At 49.2% G+C, this 19,837-nt stretch carries 12 protein-coding genes; 3 read left to right on the top strand and 9 right to left on the bottom strand.

Annotated elements, in window-relative coordinates; all coding sequences use genetic code 11:
• Nucleotides 1-6 precede the first annotated feature (6 nt).
• The gene (locus tag U1I11_RS01690; RefSeq protein WP_322903270.1) at nucleotides 7-507 is read right to left on the bottom strand and encodes an Lrp/AsnC family transcriptional regulator; all 501 of its coding nucleotides are present in this window, start codon (nucleotides 505-507) and stop codon (nucleotides 7-9) included.
• 252 nt (nucleotides 508-759) lie between these two features.
• Here U1I11_RS01690 and U1I11_RS01685 point away from each other — a divergent pair, with 252 nt between their 5' ends.
• Complete coding sequence (locus U1I11_RS01685; RefSeq protein ID WP_322903268.1) at nucleotides 760-2,019, top strand: NAD(P)/FAD-dependent oxidoreductase; 1,260 nt, start codon at nucleotides 760-762, stop codon at nucleotides 2,017-2,019.
• A 195-nt stretch (nucleotides 2,020-2,214) separates the two neighbouring features.
• Here U1I11_RS01685 and U1I11_RS01680 read toward each other — a convergent pair whose 3' ends face one another.
• The 3 genes from U1I11_RS01680 to U1I11_RS01670 all read right to left on the bottom strand — a co-directional run bounded on the left by U1I11_RS01680 (nucleotide 2,215) and on the right by U1I11_RS01670 (nucleotide 5,777).
• Nucleotides 2,215-2,820 (bottom strand): hypothetical protein, encoded by a 606-nt coding sequence (locus U1I11_RS01680; RefSeq protein ID WP_322903267.1) that lies wholly within the window; start codon nucleotides 2,818-2,820, stop codon nucleotides 2,215-2,217.
• 62 nt (nucleotides 2,821-2,882) lie between these two features.
• Nucleotides 2,883-3,302, bottom strand: a complete 420-nt coding sequence (locus U1I11_RS01675) for a DUF350 domain-containing protein (RefSeq protein ID WP_322903266.1) — start codon at nucleotides 3,300-3,302, stop codon at nucleotides 2,883-2,885.
• Nucleotides 3,303-3,407: 105 nt separating this feature from the next.
• The gene (locus U1I11_RS01670; protein ID WP_322903264.1) at nucleotides 3,408-5,777 is read right to left on the bottom strand and encodes an endonuclease MutS2; all 2,370 of its coding nucleotides are present in this window, start codon (nucleotides 5,775-5,777) and stop codon (nucleotides 3,408-3,410) included.
• Between the two features lie 588 nt (nucleotides 5,778-6,365).
• Here U1I11_RS01670 and U1I11_RS01665 point away from each other — a divergent pair.
• A complete protein-coding gene (locus tag U1I11_RS01665; protein WP_322903263.1) occupies nucleotides 6,366-6,785 on the top strand; it encodes a cupredoxin domain-containing protein in 420 nt (139 codons plus the stop codon).
• Between the two features lie 244 nt (nucleotides 6,786-7,029).
• Here U1I11_RS01665 and U1I11_RS01660 read toward each other — a convergent pair whose 3' ends face one another.
• Nucleotides 7,030-7,431 carry an ArsR/SmtB family transcription factor gene (locus U1I11_RS01660; RefSeq protein ID WP_322903262.1) on the bottom strand — a complete coding sequence of 134 codons (402 nt, stop codon included), beginning with the start codon at nucleotides 7,429-7,431 and terminating at the stop codon, nucleotides 7,030-7,032.
• Nucleotides 7,432-7,611: 180 nt separating this feature from the next.
• Here U1I11_RS01660 and U1I11_RS01655 point away from each other — a divergent pair, with 180 nt between their 5' ends.
• Nucleotides 7,612-9,012 carry an MFS transporter gene (locus U1I11_RS01655; protein ID WP_322903260.1) on the top strand — a complete coding sequence of 467 codons (1,401 nt, stop codon included), beginning with the start codon at nucleotides 7,612-7,614 and terminating at the stop codon, nucleotides 9,010-9,012.
• 285 nt (nucleotides 9,013-9,297) lie between these two features.
• On the opposite strand, the gene zapA is transcribed toward U1I11_RS01655, so the two are convergent.
• From zapA to abc-f, 4 genes are all read right to left on the bottom strand, one after another.
• The gene (zapA, locus tag U1I11_RS01650) at nucleotides 9,298-12,393 is read right to left on the bottom strand and encodes a cell division protein ZapA (RefSeq protein ID WP_322903258.1); all 3,096 of its coding nucleotides are present in this window, start codon (nucleotides 12,391-12,393) and stop codon (nucleotides 9,298-9,300) included.
• Nucleotides 12,394-12,816: 423 nt separating this feature from the next.
• Complete coding sequence (gene pheT / locus U1I11_RS01645; protein WP_322903256.1) at nucleotides 12,817-15,258, bottom strand: phenylalanine--tRNA ligase subunit beta; 2,442 nt, start codon at nucleotides 15,256-15,258, stop codon at nucleotides 12,817-12,819.
• A gap of 147 nt (nucleotides 15,259-15,405) precedes the next feature.
• Nucleotides 15,406-16,419: a phenylalanine--tRNA ligase subunit alpha gene (gene pheS / locus U1I11_RS01640; protein WP_322904460.1), complete on the bottom strand. Its 1,014-nt coding sequence runs from the start codon at nucleotides 16,417-16,419 to the stop codon at nucleotides 15,406-15,408.
• A gap of 799 nt (nucleotides 16,420-17,218) precedes the next feature.
• Complete coding sequence (abc-f, locus tag U1I11_RS01635; protein ID WP_322903255.1) at nucleotides 17,219-19,192, bottom strand: ribosomal protection-like ABC-F family protein; 1,974 nt, start codon at nucleotides 19,190-19,192, stop codon at nucleotides 17,219-17,221.
• Nucleotides 19,193-19,837 lie beyond the last annotated feature (645 nt).

The raw sequence follows: 19,837 nt of genomic DNA, 5'->3' as shown, positions 1-19,837 counted from the left end.
CTTCCTTTACGGGGAAATAATCAGGCGGCGGTCATCTTCATGATCTTCAAAAATAATTCCGTCCTGTTTGTATTTTTTGAGAATAAAGTGCGTTTTGGTTGACAATACCGATTCAATCGGAGACAGCCGTTCGGAAACGAAGCTCGCCACTTCCTTCAAGTTATGCCCTTCCACTTCCACCAGCAGATCATAAGCGCCGGACATTAAATAAACCGATTTCACCTGCGGATACAAATAAATGCGCTCGGCAATGCCTTCAAAGCCGCGTCCGCGCTCCGGTGTAATCTGTACTTCGATCAATGCGGTAACGGTTTCGTCATCCACTTTGCTCCAGTTAACGACCGTTGCATATTTAACGATCACATTGTCGTCTTCCAGTTGCTGAATCGCCTGTTTAACTTCGGCTTCTTCGATCCCCAGCAATGTAGATATGAGCTGTGGTGTGCGTCTGGCGTCTTCCTTAAGCAAATCCAAAATTTGCAGCTTTAGCTCGCTAAGTTCCTTCATAACGATATAGCCTCCAAGTGCGAAAGATTAATAATAAATATTACACGAATCGTACATTTCTGCCAAGTGTCTGGGCGAATTTTTGCGTTAATGCGGACAAGCGATAAAATTTTTCGATATTATTATACCTTTTTCAGCACATGTACTGCTTCATTATACATCTTCTTTGGTTAATATATCTAATTAGGTTAACTAAAACGACATTAGGTTCGTTAAAACGCTGTTACCCAACTTCCAAAGGAGCGAATACACATGAAATTGCACACCAGAGATACAATGTGGGGACATACGATGCCTCGAACACCTGTTTATGAACAACTAAAGGATGATCTGGAGTGTGATGTGCTCGTGATCGGTGGAGGGATGGGCGGTGCATTATGTGCTAGAGAATTCGCCAAACGGGGGCTACGTACGATCGTTGCCGAGAAACGCAAAGTCGGACAAGGCAGCTCGATTGCCAATACCGGTTTGCTGCAATATACGAATGATAAAACATTAACCGCATGCATTAACACATTTGGCGAAGACAATGGTGTGCTTTTTTATCGCCTGTGCCGTGATGCGATGGAATATTTGTTACACACCGCTCCACAGCTTCCGATTCCGGTACAGATGATCCCGCGTAGTAGTTTGTATTTTGCCAGCTCACCGGAGGATGTGCCTGGACTGCAAGAGGAATATGAAAATTTGAAGCGACATGGTTTTGCGGCGGATTACTGGGATGAAGCGCAAATTGCCAAACATTTCTCTTTTAGCAAAGCAGGCGGCATTTATACACATGGCGATGCCGAAGTGAATCCGTATCGACTCGTGCACGGACTGATGATGGACGCATGCCGACATGGAGCGCGTGTGTTCGAAGACGCGGCAGTGACCGGACAAACGTTTACCGAGCAAGGCGTGATCCATTATGTGGGCGAACATAAAATCCGGGCGCAAAAAGTCGTCTTTTCCACCGGCTATGAAACACAGGAGATCAAAAAAGATCGCGGCGCCTTTATGATGAGCACGTATGCAATCGCAACCACACCGATTAGCAACTGGGATGGCTGGCATAACCGCAGTATGTTGTGGGAAACAGCGCGTCCGTATTTATACATTCGGACTACAGCCGATAATCGTATTATCGCGGGCGGACTGGACGAGCCGCTAACGAGCATCGAAAATATGGAAGTGCGCAAAATCAATCAAGCCCAACGTCTGCTCGCTGCCGTCGAACAGCTGTTTCCACGCCTCGGCTCGCTGACGATCGACTCCGCTTGGGCGGCACCATTTGGCTCCAGTCGTGACGGATTGCCGTATATGGGCGCTCATCCGGATTATCCGCAATGTTATTTTGTGGAAGGTTATGGCGGTAACGGAACGGTCTACAGCGCTATCGCCGCCATGTTGCTCGCAGACGAGCTGACCGGCATTACCCGCCCGGAGCTGGAACTGTTCAGCCTGACACGCAGCGCCAAGCCATCACCGGCAAATGCGCCTGAAATTGAAATTAAAGATATTACAGCGTAACAAACAAGCTGACTCGTTGATCAGCTTAATCCTATCTTGATCCTGTACTATATGACAAAAAAGTCAGACACTCTCATACCGCTCGTTCGCTTTCGCTCTCTATGCTTAATGGAGAGAAACCGCTACAGCTCGTATGGAACGTCTGACTTTTTATTTTAATTAGAAGACAAATTTGCCTGACAGCGATTATTCGCCTTATTCCTTTGCACCGGATAGCGCATCGATCAAATGCAGACGTGCTGCTTCATCCAAACTTTGATGCACATGAAAACAGCTTGGGCACACATACACATTTACCGTATACGGTACAGGCAAAAAGGCTGCGTTTGCTGTCATCTGCACCGGAGTGAACCCGCTTGTACCCATCTGCTGGGTGCCGGACAGTAACATATATTCCTGACAATGCGGGCATTGTGGAATTTCCTCCTGCCCATCCAACAACTGTTCAACCTGCTGCTCATACTCGACCATATTAAAGCTGTCATCGCCATAACTTTCGACCGTTTTGAGCGAGCTTAAGTTCGGTTGCTGAAACAGTTCCGCTTCGTCTAGCAATGTTGCCGCACGGCTTGCCAAACCGCCCTGTTGACGATCTGCCATCTGTGCCATCTCCGCTGCCTCCAACGCTTGCTCACGGGCAACCACAGGTGCATGTTCCTGCTCATCTTCATCATCCAGCTCGATGCTAAGTGTGCGATATCCGCTCAATTCATTCCCGCAATGCGGGCAAAATTCCTCGGGACCAAGTTCCGGGTCCCATACGATCTCACTGTGACACCACGGACATACTGTTGTATCCATTATTCCGTTCCTTTCTGAATTGCAAATTTGTTGCCGTTTGCTCCATGCTCGTCCTATGCTGGCTACAAAATGGAAGCCCCAATCACATAAGATAGCGAAATGGATATAATCATCGAAATTAAACCGATCGCCCGATTGTCCGAAGCGATTTCTTTATCAATATTAAAAACCGGGGTCAGAAACTCAAATAGAAAATAAGCGACCATCAGCAGCAGAAAGCCGATCACCGACCAGCCCAAACTTCCGTACACCGAGCTATGCGCCTCGATCGAGAAGCGCATCACATTGCAGATGCCAAAAATTTTGCCGCCGGTTGCCATCGCGACCGCTATATTGCCGCGCTTGATTTCGTCCCAGCATTTATACTTCGTCACCAGTTCAAAGCACCATAAAAATACAATTAATTGCAGCACAGCTACGGAAAAATAACCGACCATCATTCCGACCGGATGCGCCAGCAACGGATCAACATAGTCCTTCACGCCACTTTCTAACTCCTTCCGGTAGTGAAATCATTACAGATCATCCTAGTGTGTACGCATGAACACTGTAATGGTTTCAAACGGATTCGGGATCGAGTAGCCGGCTTATTTCAGCTCGGCTACCGTTACCCCAGTTCCGCCTTCATTATAATTACCGATTCGGAAGCTTTTAACATGCTTGTGACGGCGCAGGAAATCTTGAATGCCTGTACGCAGCACACCGGTGCCTTTACCGTGAATAATGTACACCTGTCCTAGATTCGCCAAAAACGCTTCATCCAGAAAACGATCCACATCAAGCAATGCTTCTTCCACATTCGTACCGCGCAGATCAAGTTCAGAACGTGTCTGATCGTCGCGTGAACGGGTGACGGTAGCAACTTGTTTGCGCTGCGGCTGTGTCGCAGTTTTGGCAGATTCGATAAGTTCCAAATCGTTAAGCGACACTTTCATCTTCATAATGCCCATCTGCACAAGCGCTTCTTTGGAGCCGGACAGTTCAACTACATGACCACGCTGCTTGAAACTGTGCACCATCACTTCGTCGCCAGGCCCGATCGGCTTCGCTTTTTTGGCGACAGCGGCAGCTGCCTTTTTGTTCTGGCGCTGGGCGGGTGCCGCTTCATCCAATTGACGGCGCGCCGCAATTAGACGATGTTCTTTGACCGAAGCGCCTTCCTCCTGCGCCATTTTGCGCAGTGAACTAATCACTTCGTCCGCTTCGACGCGGGCTTTGTCCAAAATGGTGCGCGCTTCATCTTCGGCTTTTTCGAGGCGTTTGTCGCGCTGTTCTTCCAGACGACTCAGATCGCGTTCATAACGTGCACGCAGTTGTTCCAGCTCTTTGCGCAGACGCTCAGCTTCCTCACGTTCCGCTTCGGCACCGAGACGATTGCTTTCGAGCGAGGCGATCATATGCTCGATCCGTTGATCTTCCTCACTCACCTCGCCGCGCGCATGATCGAGAATGTTGGACGGCAAACCGAGTCGTTCAGCAATCGCAAATGCGTTACTGCGTCCTGGTACACCGATTAATAGACGATAGGTTGGGCTAAGCGTATTGACATCAAACTCCATGCTTGCATTAATGACGCCTTTGCGATCATACGCATACGCCTTTAGCTCACTATAGTGCGTCGTCGCAATCATACGGCAACCTTGACTATGAATATGCTCCAAAATCGCAATCGCTAACGCCGAACCTTCCGCCGGGTCAGTACCTGCGCCAAGCTCGTCAAACAGCACAAGGCTTTTCGGTGTCATTTTGCCGAGAATCGAGATAATGTTCGTCATATGACTGGAAAATGTACTTAAATTTTGCTCGATGCTTTGCTCATCACCGATATCGGCATAAATCGCATCAAATACGCACATTTGACTGCCATCTTCCGCAGGCACAAACAGACCGGACATCGCCATCAAGCTAAGCAAACCGACCGTTTTGAGCGATACCGTTTTACCGCCTGTATTCGGCCCGGTCACGATAATGCTCGTATACGAATTGCCCAGCTCCAAATCGGTTGGCACAACATGATCTGCCGCGATCAATGGATGACGGGCTTTTTTGAGCTTCAGAAAACCGCGATCATTCATCATCGGTTTGCTGGCACGCATCGCATGCGCCAGCCGAGCTTTGGCAAATACAAAATCAAGCTGCGCCAGCGTTTCGACATCATAGCCGATCAATTCTGCTTGCTCTGCCACCTGCGCGGTCAGCTTTTGCAAAATGATTTCAATTTCGCGCTCCTCGCGCAGCTTCGTTTCACGCAGCTTATTGTTCATCGCTACGATCGATTCCGGCTCGATAAATAGCGTCGCACCGGAGCCGGATTGGTCATGCACAATCCCGCCAAAATACGAGCGGTATTCCGCCTTCACCGGAATGACAAAACGGTCGCCACGAATCGTCACCAACTGATCTTGCAACATTTTGGCGACCGTCTGTGAGCGGATCATCCCGTCCAATTTTTCACGAATACGCGATTCACCGGAACGCAGCTCACGACGAATCGTCGCCAGTTCACCGCTTGCCGAATCCATCACATGTGCCGATTCATCGATACAAGCACGGATCGACTTTTCCAGTGGACGCTGATCGGATAACAATTCGATCAAATCCGCGAGCAGCGGCACCGGCTCATCTTCATGCACACTTTCTACATGGCGTGCGGCACGGCGTCCGCCCATAATCGTATTGGCGATGCCAAGCAGCTCGCTTGGGCTAAGTGTACTGCCGATTCGTGCGCGGCTAACTGCCGGACGAATGTCCACGATCCCGCCAAATGGCGGTGTTCCTTTGAGACGATCGACCGTTGCCGCCTCATCGGTAAATTGCAACATTTTTTTGACATAATCCAGATCGGTGTCTGGCTGTAAGGCAAGTGCTGCCTGCTTGCCGATCGCGGTTGCCGCATAACCGGCAAGCATGTCCAGAATATGCCCATACTGCATCGTATGGAATATTTTATCGTTCAACGTGATGACACTCCTCTATATACCGGAACTGACATAAGACAGAGCCTGTCCGGTTCAATGGTTCAATATGACGGCAGATCGTACTGGCTGCATAGCGGATCGATTGCTAGGATGCAAACATAATCGATAACAGAGCCGCCTGTCTCAAGTGAAAATTAAGTTTAAACATAACTGGATGCATCCATAATCAAGCGATGACTCAATCGGCACACTATAAATGTACGTAAGACAAGCTAACAGTACGCAGACCAAGTTAAATTTCAATATTGCTCGTGTACTAAAACCTTTATACATAAGAGCTTAAGCCAGCTTCAAAGAGCTTAAATCAGCTTCAAAATTCAAATGAATCTCGGTTAAAATGATAAACTGTCTCCTATAGCAGTCCTACAATTGCTGCAATCCACTGTATACACGATATGGGTTACGCTTCCCCGTTCAGTTTTGTACACAGGGTTGGATGCGACAATTCCATTCTATTATACACCGTGACCGAATTTTCACAAAAGGTTTGAATGACAGGAGTTGCCAGTATACGCTATGATGAAAGGGATTGCAATCGACACCATTACGAATGAGGAGGCTTATACGATGAAAAAATATCTTCTGATCGGCATGACTGCTGCTATGCTGATGCTAACAACAGCATGCGGCGGACAGAGCCAGAGCAATACGGGTTCCAGCGGGCAAAGCGGTGTCACCGATACAGGTGTAGCCACATCCGAAAACGGTGCCGCCAGCGGTGAACAACTCGTCGTCAAAGCGACCAATTATACTTTTGATCAAAAAGAATACCATGTCAAAAAAGGACAGCCGGTCACGATCGTATTTGAAAATGAACAAGGCAACCACGGACTTGCCATTCCGGCGCTGAATGTAAAGCTGAATTCCAGCAACTCTACGGTGACGGTCACTCCGCAAGAAGCTGGTCAATTTGATATGGCATGCTCGATTATGTGTGGCTCCGGTCACAGCACGATGGTCGCAAAGCTGATCGTTGATGAAGCATAAATAATGAGTGTTCATGCTTGCTTACAAAAAATTACTTTTATAAGCACAGTCTATGCTATTCCGAACTTAAACCTATATCTAGCTTGCATAATTACACTACAAGCATAAGCAAACACGCGGTCGTTCTAATAACGACTGCGTGTTTTTTTGTTTTAGCTGGCGATTCAGCTTCAATGAAGCTTTCCTGCGCTTTGCGCTGCTACAGTTGTATATTGTCCTATGTGCCCACTTCTTACGCGTTTGCCTACTCTTTGCGAGCGGTAATAGCGGGGGTAGCTGTGTCAGCCATTAACGGCGAAACAGACGGATCATTAGCCGCGGCAATGGTAATGGAAGCGGTATTGGCAGCATAAGCGCGCAATACCGCTTCCAATACGCCTGGAAAGCGATCGTTTAGATCGTCCTCGCGTACTGTAATAAGCCGCTGTGTTCCTTGACTACGTGTAAACACAATCCCGCTTTCGCGCAGTGTGCGTAGATGATGCGATAATGTCGATTTGGCAATCGGCACTTGAAATGCATTGCATGGGCTTTCGCCCTCGCTCATAATCTGCAAAATAATGTGCAGTCGAATAGGGTCACTCAACGCGTACAACACAGATGTCAATTCAATATCATTACGATCCGGGTGATACAACATTTTCATCCCTAGGTCTCCTTTATGGTAAGCAGCATATATTGATGATGTTACTGCCATCCGGCAGCCATCCCACAACGACCGTATGACCAAACGATGTGCTCCTTGAATTTTAAATGATTGCATGCTATATTTCAATTGTTCGACGAATATCGAACAACAAAACGTATTGTTTTAGGAGGAATCTGAATGTCGACTACCGCATCAACTGATGTTGCTGCTTCCGATACCGACAATGCACAACAGCATCATTTGCACAAAGAAAGTCTGTTAACCGTATTGCTCGGACTCGCCGTCGTGTTGGCGATTATGAACACATCGATGTTCAATCTAGCGCTACCCAAAATTACCGTTTATTTTCATCTGACTGATTCGGTATCTTCGTTAATTGTGACCGGTTATTCGATTATGTTTGCCATTTCTTCCATTACATATAGTCGGCTGTCTGACTTTGTGCCATTGCGACGGTTGCTTGTGATCGGTCTGGCGATTCTGGGCTTGGCTGCGGTCGGCGGGCTGTTTAGTACTAGTTTTGCCTGGTTGCTAGCGATGCGGGTGTTGCAAGCGGTCGGGGCTGGCGCGGTCATTTCATTAGCGATGGTACTGTTTACTCGGTATATTCCGCTGCAACGACGCGGCAAGGCGATGGCATTTATTATGTCTGCCGTATCGCTTGGTCTAGGACTTGGGCCGGTCGTTGGTGGGGCGATTGTTGATTATATGGGCTGGCGCTTTTTGTTTTTGATTACGGCGATTAGCTTGGTGTTGGTGCCGCTGTTTTATTTATTTTTGCCCAAAGAAATGCCGAAGCGCGGTGTGTTTGATACTGCTGGCGCTTTGTTTGTGGCGGCAGGCACAAGTGGCATTTTGTTATTTTTGACTAATCATTCCTGGTTGGCGCTAGGCATCGGTCTGATTGGCTTGGCATTGTTCATTGTGCGGATTCGGATAGCTGCCGAGCCGTTTGTACAGCCTGCTCTGCTCGCCAACTCCGCTTATGTCACATTATCGCTCGTTGGCATTTTGTCGTATTTATGCAGTTTTGCCACGCTGTTTTTGATTCCGCAAATTCTTGTGCATCGGTTCGATTTTAGTGCGAGTCATGCTGGCTTTATTATTTTCCCTGGCTCGCTGCTGGCGATTGTTGCTTCACGTAAAATAGGTTCGATTATTGATCAGCATGGCAATTCGTCGATTTTGCGATATGCGCCATTGCTCGTATTGCTCGCAATTGTACTGTTTGCCTTGTTTGCAGGCAATTCGTGGCTGTCGATTTTGTTTATTTATTTGCTGAACAGTTTGAGCTTTGCGATGCTGTCCAGCAGTGTGTCTAATGAAATTTCGCGCATTTTGCCAGCTTCGCAAGTTGGATCGGGCATGGGGCTATTTCAACTGATGCAATTTTTCAGTGGTGCATTCAGTGTCGCGCTCGCTTCCAGTGCGATGGAATGGCAAAAAGGGCTATCGCTGGCAGCCGCCTACTCTAATATTTTCTGGGGATTAATGGTGATGGCGTTGCTCGCCTTTATTTCGTCTTATGGGTATTTGCGGACGATGCGGTTGATGAGCGGTAGTAAGCAAGTTGGTTAAATAGAGCAAACGTTAAAAAGCACTGCCAATGACGGTGTAATGCCCTTTTAAAATGCTCATTAGCAAACCTATACGGTAAACTAATGGGCAGTGAGGCGGCATTGCACAGTATTGTCGGTGCTTTTTGGCATATTATCGTTACTGAATATATAGGTACAGTCAGCGGAATCGTTCAGTACGGGGTTAATGTAACATATGTCGCTCCGCTGACCGTATTTAGGTATCATATTACGGTTAGCAGGGAATGGGCAAAACTAATCACACCGCTATACATACGCCTGTCGTTTACTTTTGATCATGATCGATCATTTCCATCCATTCGTTAAGCTCAGCTTGAAGTTGCTGATGTTGTGCTCGGAGCTGTTCCAGCTCGCGCTGAATATGTTCCTTTTCTTGTCGCTGCGTATCGCTTTCAAGCTGTACAAGTCGCAGCTGATGGGTAAGCATCTCATACTGGTTTAACATATCTTGCGATTCCTCGCTAGACTCCTGCTCTGATGAACGCAACTGTTCGTATTGCTCGCGCCATTGCTGCTCGCTTACCGCCAGTTGTTGCAGCTGCTCATCCTGTTGCTGCTGGATGCGCTCCAATTCAGTCAGGCGAGCTTGCCGTTGCTCCAATTCGGCATGTAGCCCGGTAATTTGCTGTTCCAGTCTTTCGATCTCATCTAGCTGTCCCTGTTCATTTTGCCATGTGTTCTGATATTGCTCCTGCAAGTGGGCGTAGCGTTCATTCCAGTTTTCGATATCTTGGAGTGTTGCTTCCAGCAATTGCGCTTGTTTATGATGCTGTGCTTCCAGCGTCGACAACTGCTGTTCCAGCTGCTGCACATCCGCTTCCCGCTGCTGCGATAGCTGCTCCCATGTATCCGCTTCTTCACGCATCGTTGCCGCCGAAACTGTCAATTGTTCCAACTGCTGCTGCAACTGATCGATACGTTCGGTCAAATCATCGCGTTCCGCAGTCAGCAGTTGCAACGTTTCTTCCGCCTCTGCTTGCTGTTCATCATACAGCTCGTTGAGCTGCTGCATCTCCGCTTGCAGCGAAGCCAATTCTTCCTTATGCTGCTCGGACAATCGCTGCCAATTGTCCGCTTCTTCGCGAATGTCTGCAACTTCACGACGTTGCTGCTGCAACTGATCGGTCTGCAGGGACAATTGCTGTTCCAGCTCGGCTTCCCGCTGCTGCCATTGTTGCTCCAGTTGCTGGCGCTGTTGCCGCATTTCGCTCAAATACTGTTCCAACTCGTGAATTTGCCGTTCATGCGCACCTGACAACTGCTGCCATGTGATGACTTCTTCTTTTGCCTGTTTGACCTCGGTTTGCACGGTCGCCAGGTGTTCGTTCGTTTCACTAAGCTGTTGCTCCAATTGCTGGCGTTGCTGCTGCATTTCCGTCATGCGCAGTTCAAGCTCTTGCCTATGCTGTTCGTGTTCACCTGACAACTGCTGCCATCTGGCGATTTCTTCTTTTGCCTCGCTCGCTTCGGTTTGCACGATTTGCAACTGTTCGCTCGTGTCGCTTAGCTGTTGCTCCAACTGTTGGCGCTGCTGCTGCGCTTCATTTAGGCGCATTTCAAGTTGTTGAATATGCTGTTCATGCTCGCCTGACACTTGCTCCCATGTGCCAACTTGTGCTTTTGCCTGCTTCAACTCGGTTTGTACGACTGCCAGCTGTTCAGTTGTTATGCTCAACTGCTGCTCCAATTGCTGGCGCTGCTGTTCTAGCTCGGTATAGCGGGTTTGCCATGTTTCCAATTCGCTCCATACTTGTGTATGTTCGCTGCGCAGTTGTTCCAGTTCGATTTGGCGCGCTGCCAATTGCTCACGCAGCTGCTGTTGTTCGCTTTCCAGCTCGCCATAACGCTGCTCCGCTGTTTCCAGTTCGGCGTGTAACTGCTCGCTAGTCGTTTGCAGTCGTTCCAGCTCCTCGCTACGCTGCACAATGCTTGTTTGCAGTTCGCGATGCTGCTCTTGCAAACTGCTGTACTGCTCTTGCCATGAGCCAAGTTCCGTCCATACTTGCCCATTTTCTTCGCGTAGCGCTTCCAGGCGTGTCGCTTGCTCGCCAAGCTGCTGCTGTGCTTGCCTATGCAAAGCTTCCAGTTCGTGACACTGCCCTCGCAATTGCTCCAATTCAGGACGTAGCTGTTCATTTTCGCCTTGTGCCTGTTCCAGTTGTTGACGCATATAATCCAATTGCTGCAACGTCTCGGTATGACGGGTTTGCTGTTCCTGCTGCTGTTGTCTAAGCTCGCTTAGCTCAGGTTGCAGCTGTTCATTTTGCTGTAGCGCTAGCTCCAATTCAGCGGTGCGCTCGCTTAATTCGGCTTGTGTGGCGTTCGTCTGCTGCTGCAATTCGTCATAACGCCGCTCCAACGTTTGAATTTCTGCCAATCGCTCCGTCTGCTCGGTTTGCAGCTCGGCAAGTCTTGATTCACGCTGCTGAAGCTGGCTTTCCAGCTCGCCTCGTTGCTGTCGCACTTGCTCCAATTCGGTAAGGTTAAGGGACAATTCGACAGACAGTCGCTGCTGTTCTTGCTCCTGTTGCCCGGATCGCTCGCGCCATGTATCGGCATCTTCCTGAAGCTGGCGAAGCTGCTGTTCCAAATCGGTTTGTTTGATGCGCAGCTCCTCCAATTGTGCATGTGAAAAGTCGTTATCTTCCTCCAGTTCTTGCACCCGTTGCTGTGCCAAATCATGCGCCTGCTGCAAAGTATGGATACTTTCTTCCAATTGCTCGCTGCGCAGACGATACATCTCCTCATTTTCATTTGACTGCATTAATTCTAGTTGAAGTTCTTCGGTCGCCTGCTGCGTATTTTTTTCCAAATTATAATATTGATCATGCAGAGCTTGCAGTTGTTTGCGCGCTTTTTCCAGCTCGTCTTGCAACTGGCTACCGGTTTCGCGATAGTCGGCGCTTTGCTGCTCCAACACTTCATTTTGCTGCTTCGTTGTCGAAAGTTCGGTTTGCGCTTGCGTCAATTCAGTGGTCGCTACCGACAATTCAGCGGTTAGGCGCTGCTGCTCCCCCTGCTGTTGTGCCGCGTCTTCCTGCAATTGGCGAATCATATCCTTCTGCTGAAGCTGCACTTCATATAGACGCTCCAACTCCTGCTGCAATTGATCCCGTTCATCGATCGCCACGTCCAGCTCGGAGCGGTCGACCGTTGCCTGAATCGCTTCTTCCGCCATATGTACCGCCGACAAAACGGCAAGCTTCGTCGTGTCCAAATGCGTATGTGTCTGCGCCATATTATGCATATGCTCATCGACGTACTCGGCTACTTTTTTCATATAGTCGGCACTGCTGCCTACTAGCTTATATGTCGTACCGTAAATATTTACACTCACTCGAATCCGTTCAGGTGTTGTCACAGCGTTGCCCTCCTTTGCACTGATGCTATTATCTATGCGTGATCCTGATAGTTTATACCGTTATAAGCACAAAATGTTGACGGAGCATCAGCGTTCCCCATCAACATTTGGCATCCTTATCGCATACTGCCATCCCTCGGAATGGTCTCGTATCGCTTCCTATTCAATGCGCATCGGTATGATGTTTGCGCATGTATGTGAGCCTAGCTTGCGGGTAGTATGTTAAACATGATGTCTCTGATCCCATTGTACAAAATGTCCTTCTGTATATTCTAGTGCTCGTGCAACAAAAAAGCCACATCGACGAATAATTCGATGTGGCTCCTCTTATTTCCTGCTTCATTTGCAACTGTCTGTAGGCAGTTCTGACAACTCACGGAAGTTGGTATATTTTAGCATTTTTATTCTAGCGATAGACTGCGTTTATTTCCGCAGTTCGGCACCGAATTGCTCCGACAGACGAGCCAGTACGCCATCATGTACTGCCGTTACTTCTTCATCGGTCAGCGTATGCTCGGCATGACGGTAAACGAGTGCAATCGCTACACTTTTCTTATCTGCACCAAGGCGCTCGCCTTTGAATACGTCGAATACGTGCACTGATTCGAGCAGTTCACCAGCAGACTCGCGAATGGAAGCGATCAGATCGCCAGCTGGGATTGCATCATCTACGACAACCGCGATATCACGCTGTACGGAAGGATAACGCGGCAACTCATGATACGTAATCTGTCCGTTCACATGCTCATATAACGGCGTCAGCTCAATCTCGGCAACATACGTATCTTCCAAATCAGCTTCACGCTGAATGTCTGGATGAATTTGACCGATTGTACCGATGCGTAGCTGCTGTGTACCTGTGTGCAAATAAACCGATGCCGAGCGACCCGGATGGTAACCTTCCGGCTGATCCGCTTTGTATGTCACCTGCGGCTGAATGCCCAAATAGCTGAACACGCCTTCCAGTGCACCTTTAATATCGAAGAAATCGACGCGCTCGGCGGTTGTGTTCCATTGTGCCGGTTGGCGGCGACCGGTAAGCAGCAAGCCAAGCAGCGGAATTTCATGCGGCTGACGTGTCAGCTTTTCTTCTTCGCTGAAAAATGCCATGCCGATCTCGAACAAGGCAAGATTGTCCTGCTTGCGATTACGGTTGTAGGTGGCGATTTCCAGCAACTGCGCTACAAGACCAGTGCGCAGCACACTGCGCTCCTCACTCATCGGCATCGCCAGCGCAACGTCATAATGCTGACCGCGCAGCTGTGGGAACTGTTTGTTTTTGTCCGGATGTGTGAACGAATAGCTGATTACTTCCTGATAGCCACCATGCACGAGCAAATGGCGAACCGTACGGCGCAGACGCTGTGGTGCAGTCAGTGCACCCGGCGTTGTTGCCCCTTCGATTGGGGTCGTCGGGATGTTGTCGTAGCCGTACAGACGTGCCACTTCTTCGATCAGATCAACATCGCGTGTAATATCGCCACGGCGTGTCGGTACGCGCACTTCAATCAGATCATGTGCCACATCACCGCATGGGAATTGCAAGCGAGCGAAGATCGTTTTTACTTCTAGCAGCGACAGCTCGGTGCCCAGGTAGCCGTTTAACTTGCTGAGCGATAGCTCAAGCGTCTGCGCTTGCGGCTCGCTTACGACCTGCTCGATCACACCTTCATGGATCATACCGTGTGCATAACGCACGATCAGCTCTGCCGCACGATTAAGCGCAGGTACAACCGCGGCTGCATCCACTTCTTTTTCAAAACGAAGACTCGCTTCCGAACGCAGACCGAGGCGACGGGATGTTTTGCGTACTGTACCGCCATCAAAACGTGCCGATTCCAGTAAAATATTGACCGTTCCTTGCGACACTTCACTATCTGCGCCGCCCATCACACCGGCAAGACCGACCGCTTTACCGCCGCTGGCAATAACGAGCATACGCTCATCCAGCTTGCGCTCTTGATCGTCCAGCGTCGTCAGCACTTCGCCTTCACGACCCATACGCACTTCGATCGCACCATCGTTCAGCTTGTCTGCATCATACGCATGCAGCGGCTGGCCGTATTCCAACATTACAAAGTTCGTAATATCGACTACATTGTTGATCGGACGCACACCGGCAGCGATCAGACGATTTTGCAGCCATAGTGGAGAAGCGGCAATCGTAATCCCACTAATATAACGCGCGGAAAAATGACTGCACGCTTCGGTCGCTTCAATCGTGACCGAAATATGGTCGCTTGCCGCATCGCCTGCTTCTACGAGCTGCACATCCGGCAGTTTCACATCACGACCGAGAATCGCGCCTACTTCATACGCAGCACCAATCATGCTCAGACAGTCCGAACGGTTCGGTGTCAGATCGAAATCAAGAATTTGATCGTTCAAACCGAGCAGATCGACGATCGGCGTACCGATTTCGGTTTGCTCCGGCAGCACGAGGATGCCTTCCTGCTGCTCTTTGGGCAGCAATTTGTCATTGATGCCAAGCTCTTTTGCTGAACAGATCATGCCTTGAGACAGCACGCCGCGCAGCTTGGCTTTTTTGATATGCAGCCCGCCCGGCAGTTTGGCGCCTACGAGTGCGACCGGTACTTTTTGTCCGGCAGCGACGTTTTTGGCGCCGCAGACGATTTGTACGTCTTCTCCCTGTCCTGCGTCAACGATACATACGTTTAGCTTGTCCGCATCTGGATGCTTTTCCTTGCTTTTCACATAGCCGACAACAACGGTCGTAATGCCTTCATTGCGCGATTGTACACTATCGATCTCAATCCCTGCGCGTGTAATGCGCTCAGCCAAATCTTCAGCTTGTACGCCTTCCAGCGACACATACTGAGATAGCCAATCCATTGATACTTTCACAGTCCGTCCACTCCTTTAACATCAATCATGTACTTGTTTGCCCATCATCTTATTCGTTCCGATTCGCTGCGGCAACCTATATAGCTACCGTCGCAAACGAACCTAATCTGCATCATTTATCGTTCCATGTTTATTTATATTGTTATTTTACATACGGGAAAATTGCTTCAAGAAACGCATATCGTTGCTATAGAAATGGCGGATATCATCGATCCCGTATTTCAAAATGGCAATCCGCTCCACGCCCATACCAAAAGCAAAACCGCTGTACACTTCAGGATCAAAGCCACCCATTTCGAGCACTTTTGGATGCACCATCCCGCAGCCGAGAATTTCGATCCAAATCCGCTCGCCATTTTTCTTTGTAAATGTGACGTCAACTTCAACGCTTGGCTCGGTGAACGGGAAAAAGCTTGGACGCAGACGAATTTCAGTCTGCTCACCGAACATTTCGCGGGCGAATTGCAGCAACGTACCTTTCAGATCACTCATCCGAATCCCTTTATCGATCACAAGCCCTTCGATCTGATGAAACTGGAACGAATGGGTCGCATCGTCATCATCACGGCGATAGACAGCACCTGGGCAAATGACTTTTAGCGGCGCTTGACCTTTGGCGGCTTCCATCGCCCGAATTTGAATCGGGGACGTTTGCGTACGCATTAACAAATCTTCGGTCAAATAAAACGAATCTTGCATATCGCGTGCCGGATGGTTTTGCGGCAGATTGAGCGCTTCAAAGTTGTAATAGTCGGTCTCCACCTGCGGGCCTTCTGCAACCCGATAACCCATGCCAAGGAAAATATCTTCCAGTTCTTCGATCACTTTGTTTAGCGGATGAATACCGCCTTGTGCTAGCGGACGACCTGGCAATGTAACATCGACCTGTTCCGCTTGCAGACGTGCATCCGTCTCGGCGCGTACAAAATGTTCCTGTTTGCGATTGATCACTTCTTCAATCGCTTCGCGTACTTCGTTGGCAACTTGACCGACGACCGGACGCTCCTCTGCACTTAACTTGCCCATCCCGCGCAAAATCTCGGTCAGTGCACTCTTTTTACCGGAATATTTAACGCGCAGATCAGCGAGTTCCTTCGGAGTCTCAACCTTTTCCAACACGTCCAGCGCCTCTTGCTTTAGCGCCAGCAACTGCTCTTGCATTTGAACTATTTCGCTCATTATAAATTCCCCTTTCAGCGTGCTTGTACAATCCTGCTGGCTGCCTAGTCGTATAAAAGCCCCGCAAACCAACAAAAAAAGGCCTTTTCTCCCGTAAGGGACGAAAAGACCGTGGTACCACCCTTGTTAGAAACAATATTGCAACTGCTGCCAGCGTATTCCATCATCATCCTGTTCACCCCATATAAGGCTATCGGACAAATGAAATGACTGCACCTCCACCTTACGATGACAGGCAAGCGGTTCACAAACATTGTCTCTCGCTCAAAACGATGATAACGGATCGTTAATCCGGCTTGTCCTACTGAACCCCATTCCGGCTGCAACATCGTCAGTCTGCGCAGACGAACCTCTACGCCCGGTATGTGATCGTTCAACAAGCTGCTCCGGAGTGAATTTCAACAGCCTTTTCCTTGTCAAATGCTCTCAATCTATGGCATTTGCTCCCTGTCAGGCAGTGCTGTGTACTTGTCTCCATCGTTGCAGCTATCCATGTGCTTCATATCCATATGCTTCACCAGCGATGATCGTGCTACTACCTGTAACGGCAAAGTGCGCTAGCGTTAAACATGCAACCTATCGTTCCATCGATTACGGGATACGATCAAGCGGTTTCAGCAACGAAACGTCGCTTGCTTCATCATACCGACATGATACGAGCATGTTAACGTCGACGTTCAACATATTGGCGCTCTGTTCACAATCTGTGCAACAGCTAATCCAATCGTTCAACAAGCGACTCGTAAGATACATTTCATTGTACAAACTTCCCTGCTTGCCGTCAACGATTGTTGCCGAATTTGTACGGTTCCAATTCACGACGCAGTGCACTGATCTCCGCCTGCAATTGCCGTTCGCTCTCCGCACGCTCTACTGAATCGGTAGCGACACCGGTTTTGTGCCGCCCCTGTTGCTCGGTAGCTGCCATTAATTGGGCAAGTCGCAGCTCTAACAATAGCCGCTCATCATCCCCTTGTTTGCCACCGGATTGCTGCTGTTGCTGTCTGCGCATTCGGAATTGCTCATATTCATCGATTCCGCCAGCAAACTGCTCATGCCCACCTGTCCCATCGAGCAATAACAAACGATTCGCCAGCCGTCGTACGAGCATCCGATCATGCGATACAAGCACAATCGTCCCGCCAAAATCTTGTAGCACCGACTCGATTACTTCTTGTGCAGAAATGTCCAAATAATTAGTCGGCTCATCCAGCACGAGCACATTTGCACCGCCAAAATAGAGCCGAATGAGCGCGGCACGGCATTTCTCCCCCATACTCAAATGCGCAATCGTCTTGTGCACATCTTCCCGTCGGAACAAAAAGCAACCGAGAATCGTTTGCGCCTCTGTCCGTGTCATACCTGGCAGCACGAGCAGACTATCGAGCAGCGTCTGTTGCTGCGGCAACCCTTCCAGCTCCTGCGAGAAATAACCGATCTTCAGCGCCGGATGTCGGTAAATATGACCGCTTAGCGGCTGTAAGCTGTCCAGCAGCAGACGTAACAATGTCGTTTTGCCACTTCCATTTGGTCCTATTACAGCTAGGCGATCCAGCCGGTGCAATTGCAAACTAAGATCGTGCAGCAACCACCGTTTTGGAGCGTTTTCCTGTTTAACACCAAGCGTATTCGACTCATGCAACGCATGCTCATATCCAAAATAGACATGCTCCAACTCCAACAGCGTATTGCCGCGAAATTCACTCGCTTCCAGCTCAAAATGCAGCTTGTCCGCCTCGCGCGGACGCTCTACCCGCTCCGCTTCCAGTCGTTCCAGCGCCTTTTGTTTGGCATGATAACGGGAAATGTTTTTGTTCGCTCTCGCTTTGTAAAAGCTCGCCGTAATTTTGACTTCATTTTGTTTGGACGCTGCATGATGTGCCTGCTTAAACCATTCGCTATACCGCCGAATCGATTCCTGTAGCGCCTGTCGCTGCTGTTCCTGCTTTTTGTACAGTGCTTCTTGCGCTTGCAGCTCACGCTGTTTATGTTCCCGATACGCCATATAACCGCCTTTATACACCGTTATGCCTGTAGCTGATAGCTCTGCTACCGCTGTCGCCAGCCGATCGACAAATTCACGATCATGCGATACAAATAACAGCGCTCCAGTATACTGTTTCAGCCGCTGCTCCAACCATTCCATCGTTTCCACATCCAGATGGTTAGTCGGCTCATCCAAAATAAGCAATTGCGTATCACGCGTCAGCACAGCCGCAAGTCGTACACGCGTTTTCTGCCCACCGCTCAGACTACTATATGGGCGCGACCATAGCTCTGCACCGATGCCTAAACGCTGAAGCTGTTGCTCCACTTCGGTTTCCCAGTGAAAGCCAGCCTGTTGTTCATATTGCTCCAATAAACGCCCATATCGCTCTAACGATGCCGTCAATTCATTTTGATGTGCAGCATGGTCACTATTCAATTGTCGCTCGAGCTCATGCAGCTGTTGGCGCAGCGACCATAGCTCTCTTTTCGCCTGTCGGGCAATGTCCAGCACGGTCACATGCGGATCAACTTCGCCTTCCTCCTGACGCATCCAATCCCAATGCTCTAACGGTAAAAAGCGCTCGATCTCACCTGCTGTTGGGCTTTCCTCCCCCATCAACATACGAATAAGCGTCGTTTTGCCGCTGCCGTTCGGCCCGAGCAATGCCAATCGTGCTCCACTCTCAATCTGCAAATCGACCGCTTCGAAAATATGTTTACCGTTCCAATCTTTCGCCAGCTTACGCACACTTGCCAATGTTGTCATATCCATCATCCTCCCTCTGCCGCTTGCAGAACATATCAAAAAACCGCGCAGCAGCAGCCACGCGGTCGATTAGCATGTATTCGGATATGCACTCCATTTCAAACGATCACAAAGGGAAAATTAATACGGCAATACATGTCCGATTCGACACGATCCCATCGCTTCTATGTGCAAAAAAGGCAGCTCACCCTATCGATTGCATACCGCAATCAACCGTACATACGGTTATACTATTGCCACTGCAAATATGCCCATTCCGCTGCTTTTGCCGTGCTGACACTTCATAGCTATAACTAATCCACACTTGGATCACAAGCTACTAGTTCAGCGTTCAGCTTTAAAGTTCCCATTTGTCCTATCGATGAAAATACGCATACGAATCCCGCTGCATCGCCACGAATGGCTAACTGCCTGTACATCATATTCTGTACATGGGGACGTTCGTATCGTTACTTCATTGGTCAAATGGTTACCTCTCTTATCTGCGGAATCGTCTATTCGCTAGCGCATAGACACCCTTATTGTAGCAGAATCGACAGCGCTTGCCAACCGCTAAGCAGCAGCTAGGGCGTGTACGCAAGCTCGCATGCTGCAAGCAGCACTTCACTGCGGGAAATAAGAGTCAAGGACGAACTTTACTGTTTG

Source organism: Paenibacillus campi (assembly GCF_034659835.1).
GTDB classification, from domain to species: domain Bacteria; phylum Bacillota; class Bacilli; order Paenibacillales; family Paenibacillaceae; genus Saccharibacillus; species Saccharibacillus campi.
Note: the sequence above shows the minus strand (reverse complement) of the source record. Positions and strands in the feature narration are given on the sequence as shown.

Coding starts and splice junctions, on each gene's coding strand:
- U1I11_RS01665 (WP_322903263.1), top strand. CDS start 6,366: ATGAAAAAATATCTTCTGATCGGCATGACTGCTGCTATGCTGATGCTA.
- U1I11_RS01655 (WP_322903260.1), top strand. CDS start 7,612: ATGTCGACTACCGCATCAACTGATGTTGCTGCTTCCGATACCGACAAT.
- pheS (WP_322904460.1), bottom strand. CDS start 16,419: ATGCAAGAGCAGTTGCTGGCGCTAAAGCAAGAGGCGCTGGACGTGTTG.
- U1I11_RS01690 (WP_322903270.1), bottom strand. CDS start 507: ATGAAGGAACTTAGCGAGCTAAAGCTGCAAATTTTGGATTTGCTTAAG.
- U1I11_RS01685 (WP_322903268.1), top strand. CDS start 760: ATGAAATTGCACACCAGAGATACAATGTGGGGACATACGATGCCTCGA.
- U1I11_RS01660 (WP_322903262.1), bottom strand. CDS start 7,431: ATGAAAATGTTGTATCACCCGGATCGTAATGATATTGAATTGACATCT.
- U1I11_RS01680 (WP_322903267.1), bottom strand. CDS start 2,820: ATGGATACAACAGTATGTCCGTGGTGTCACAGTGAGATCGTATGGGAC.
- abc-f (WP_322903255.1), bottom strand. CDS start 19,192: ATGACAACATTGGCAAGTGTGCGTAAGCTGGCGAAAGATTGGAACGGT.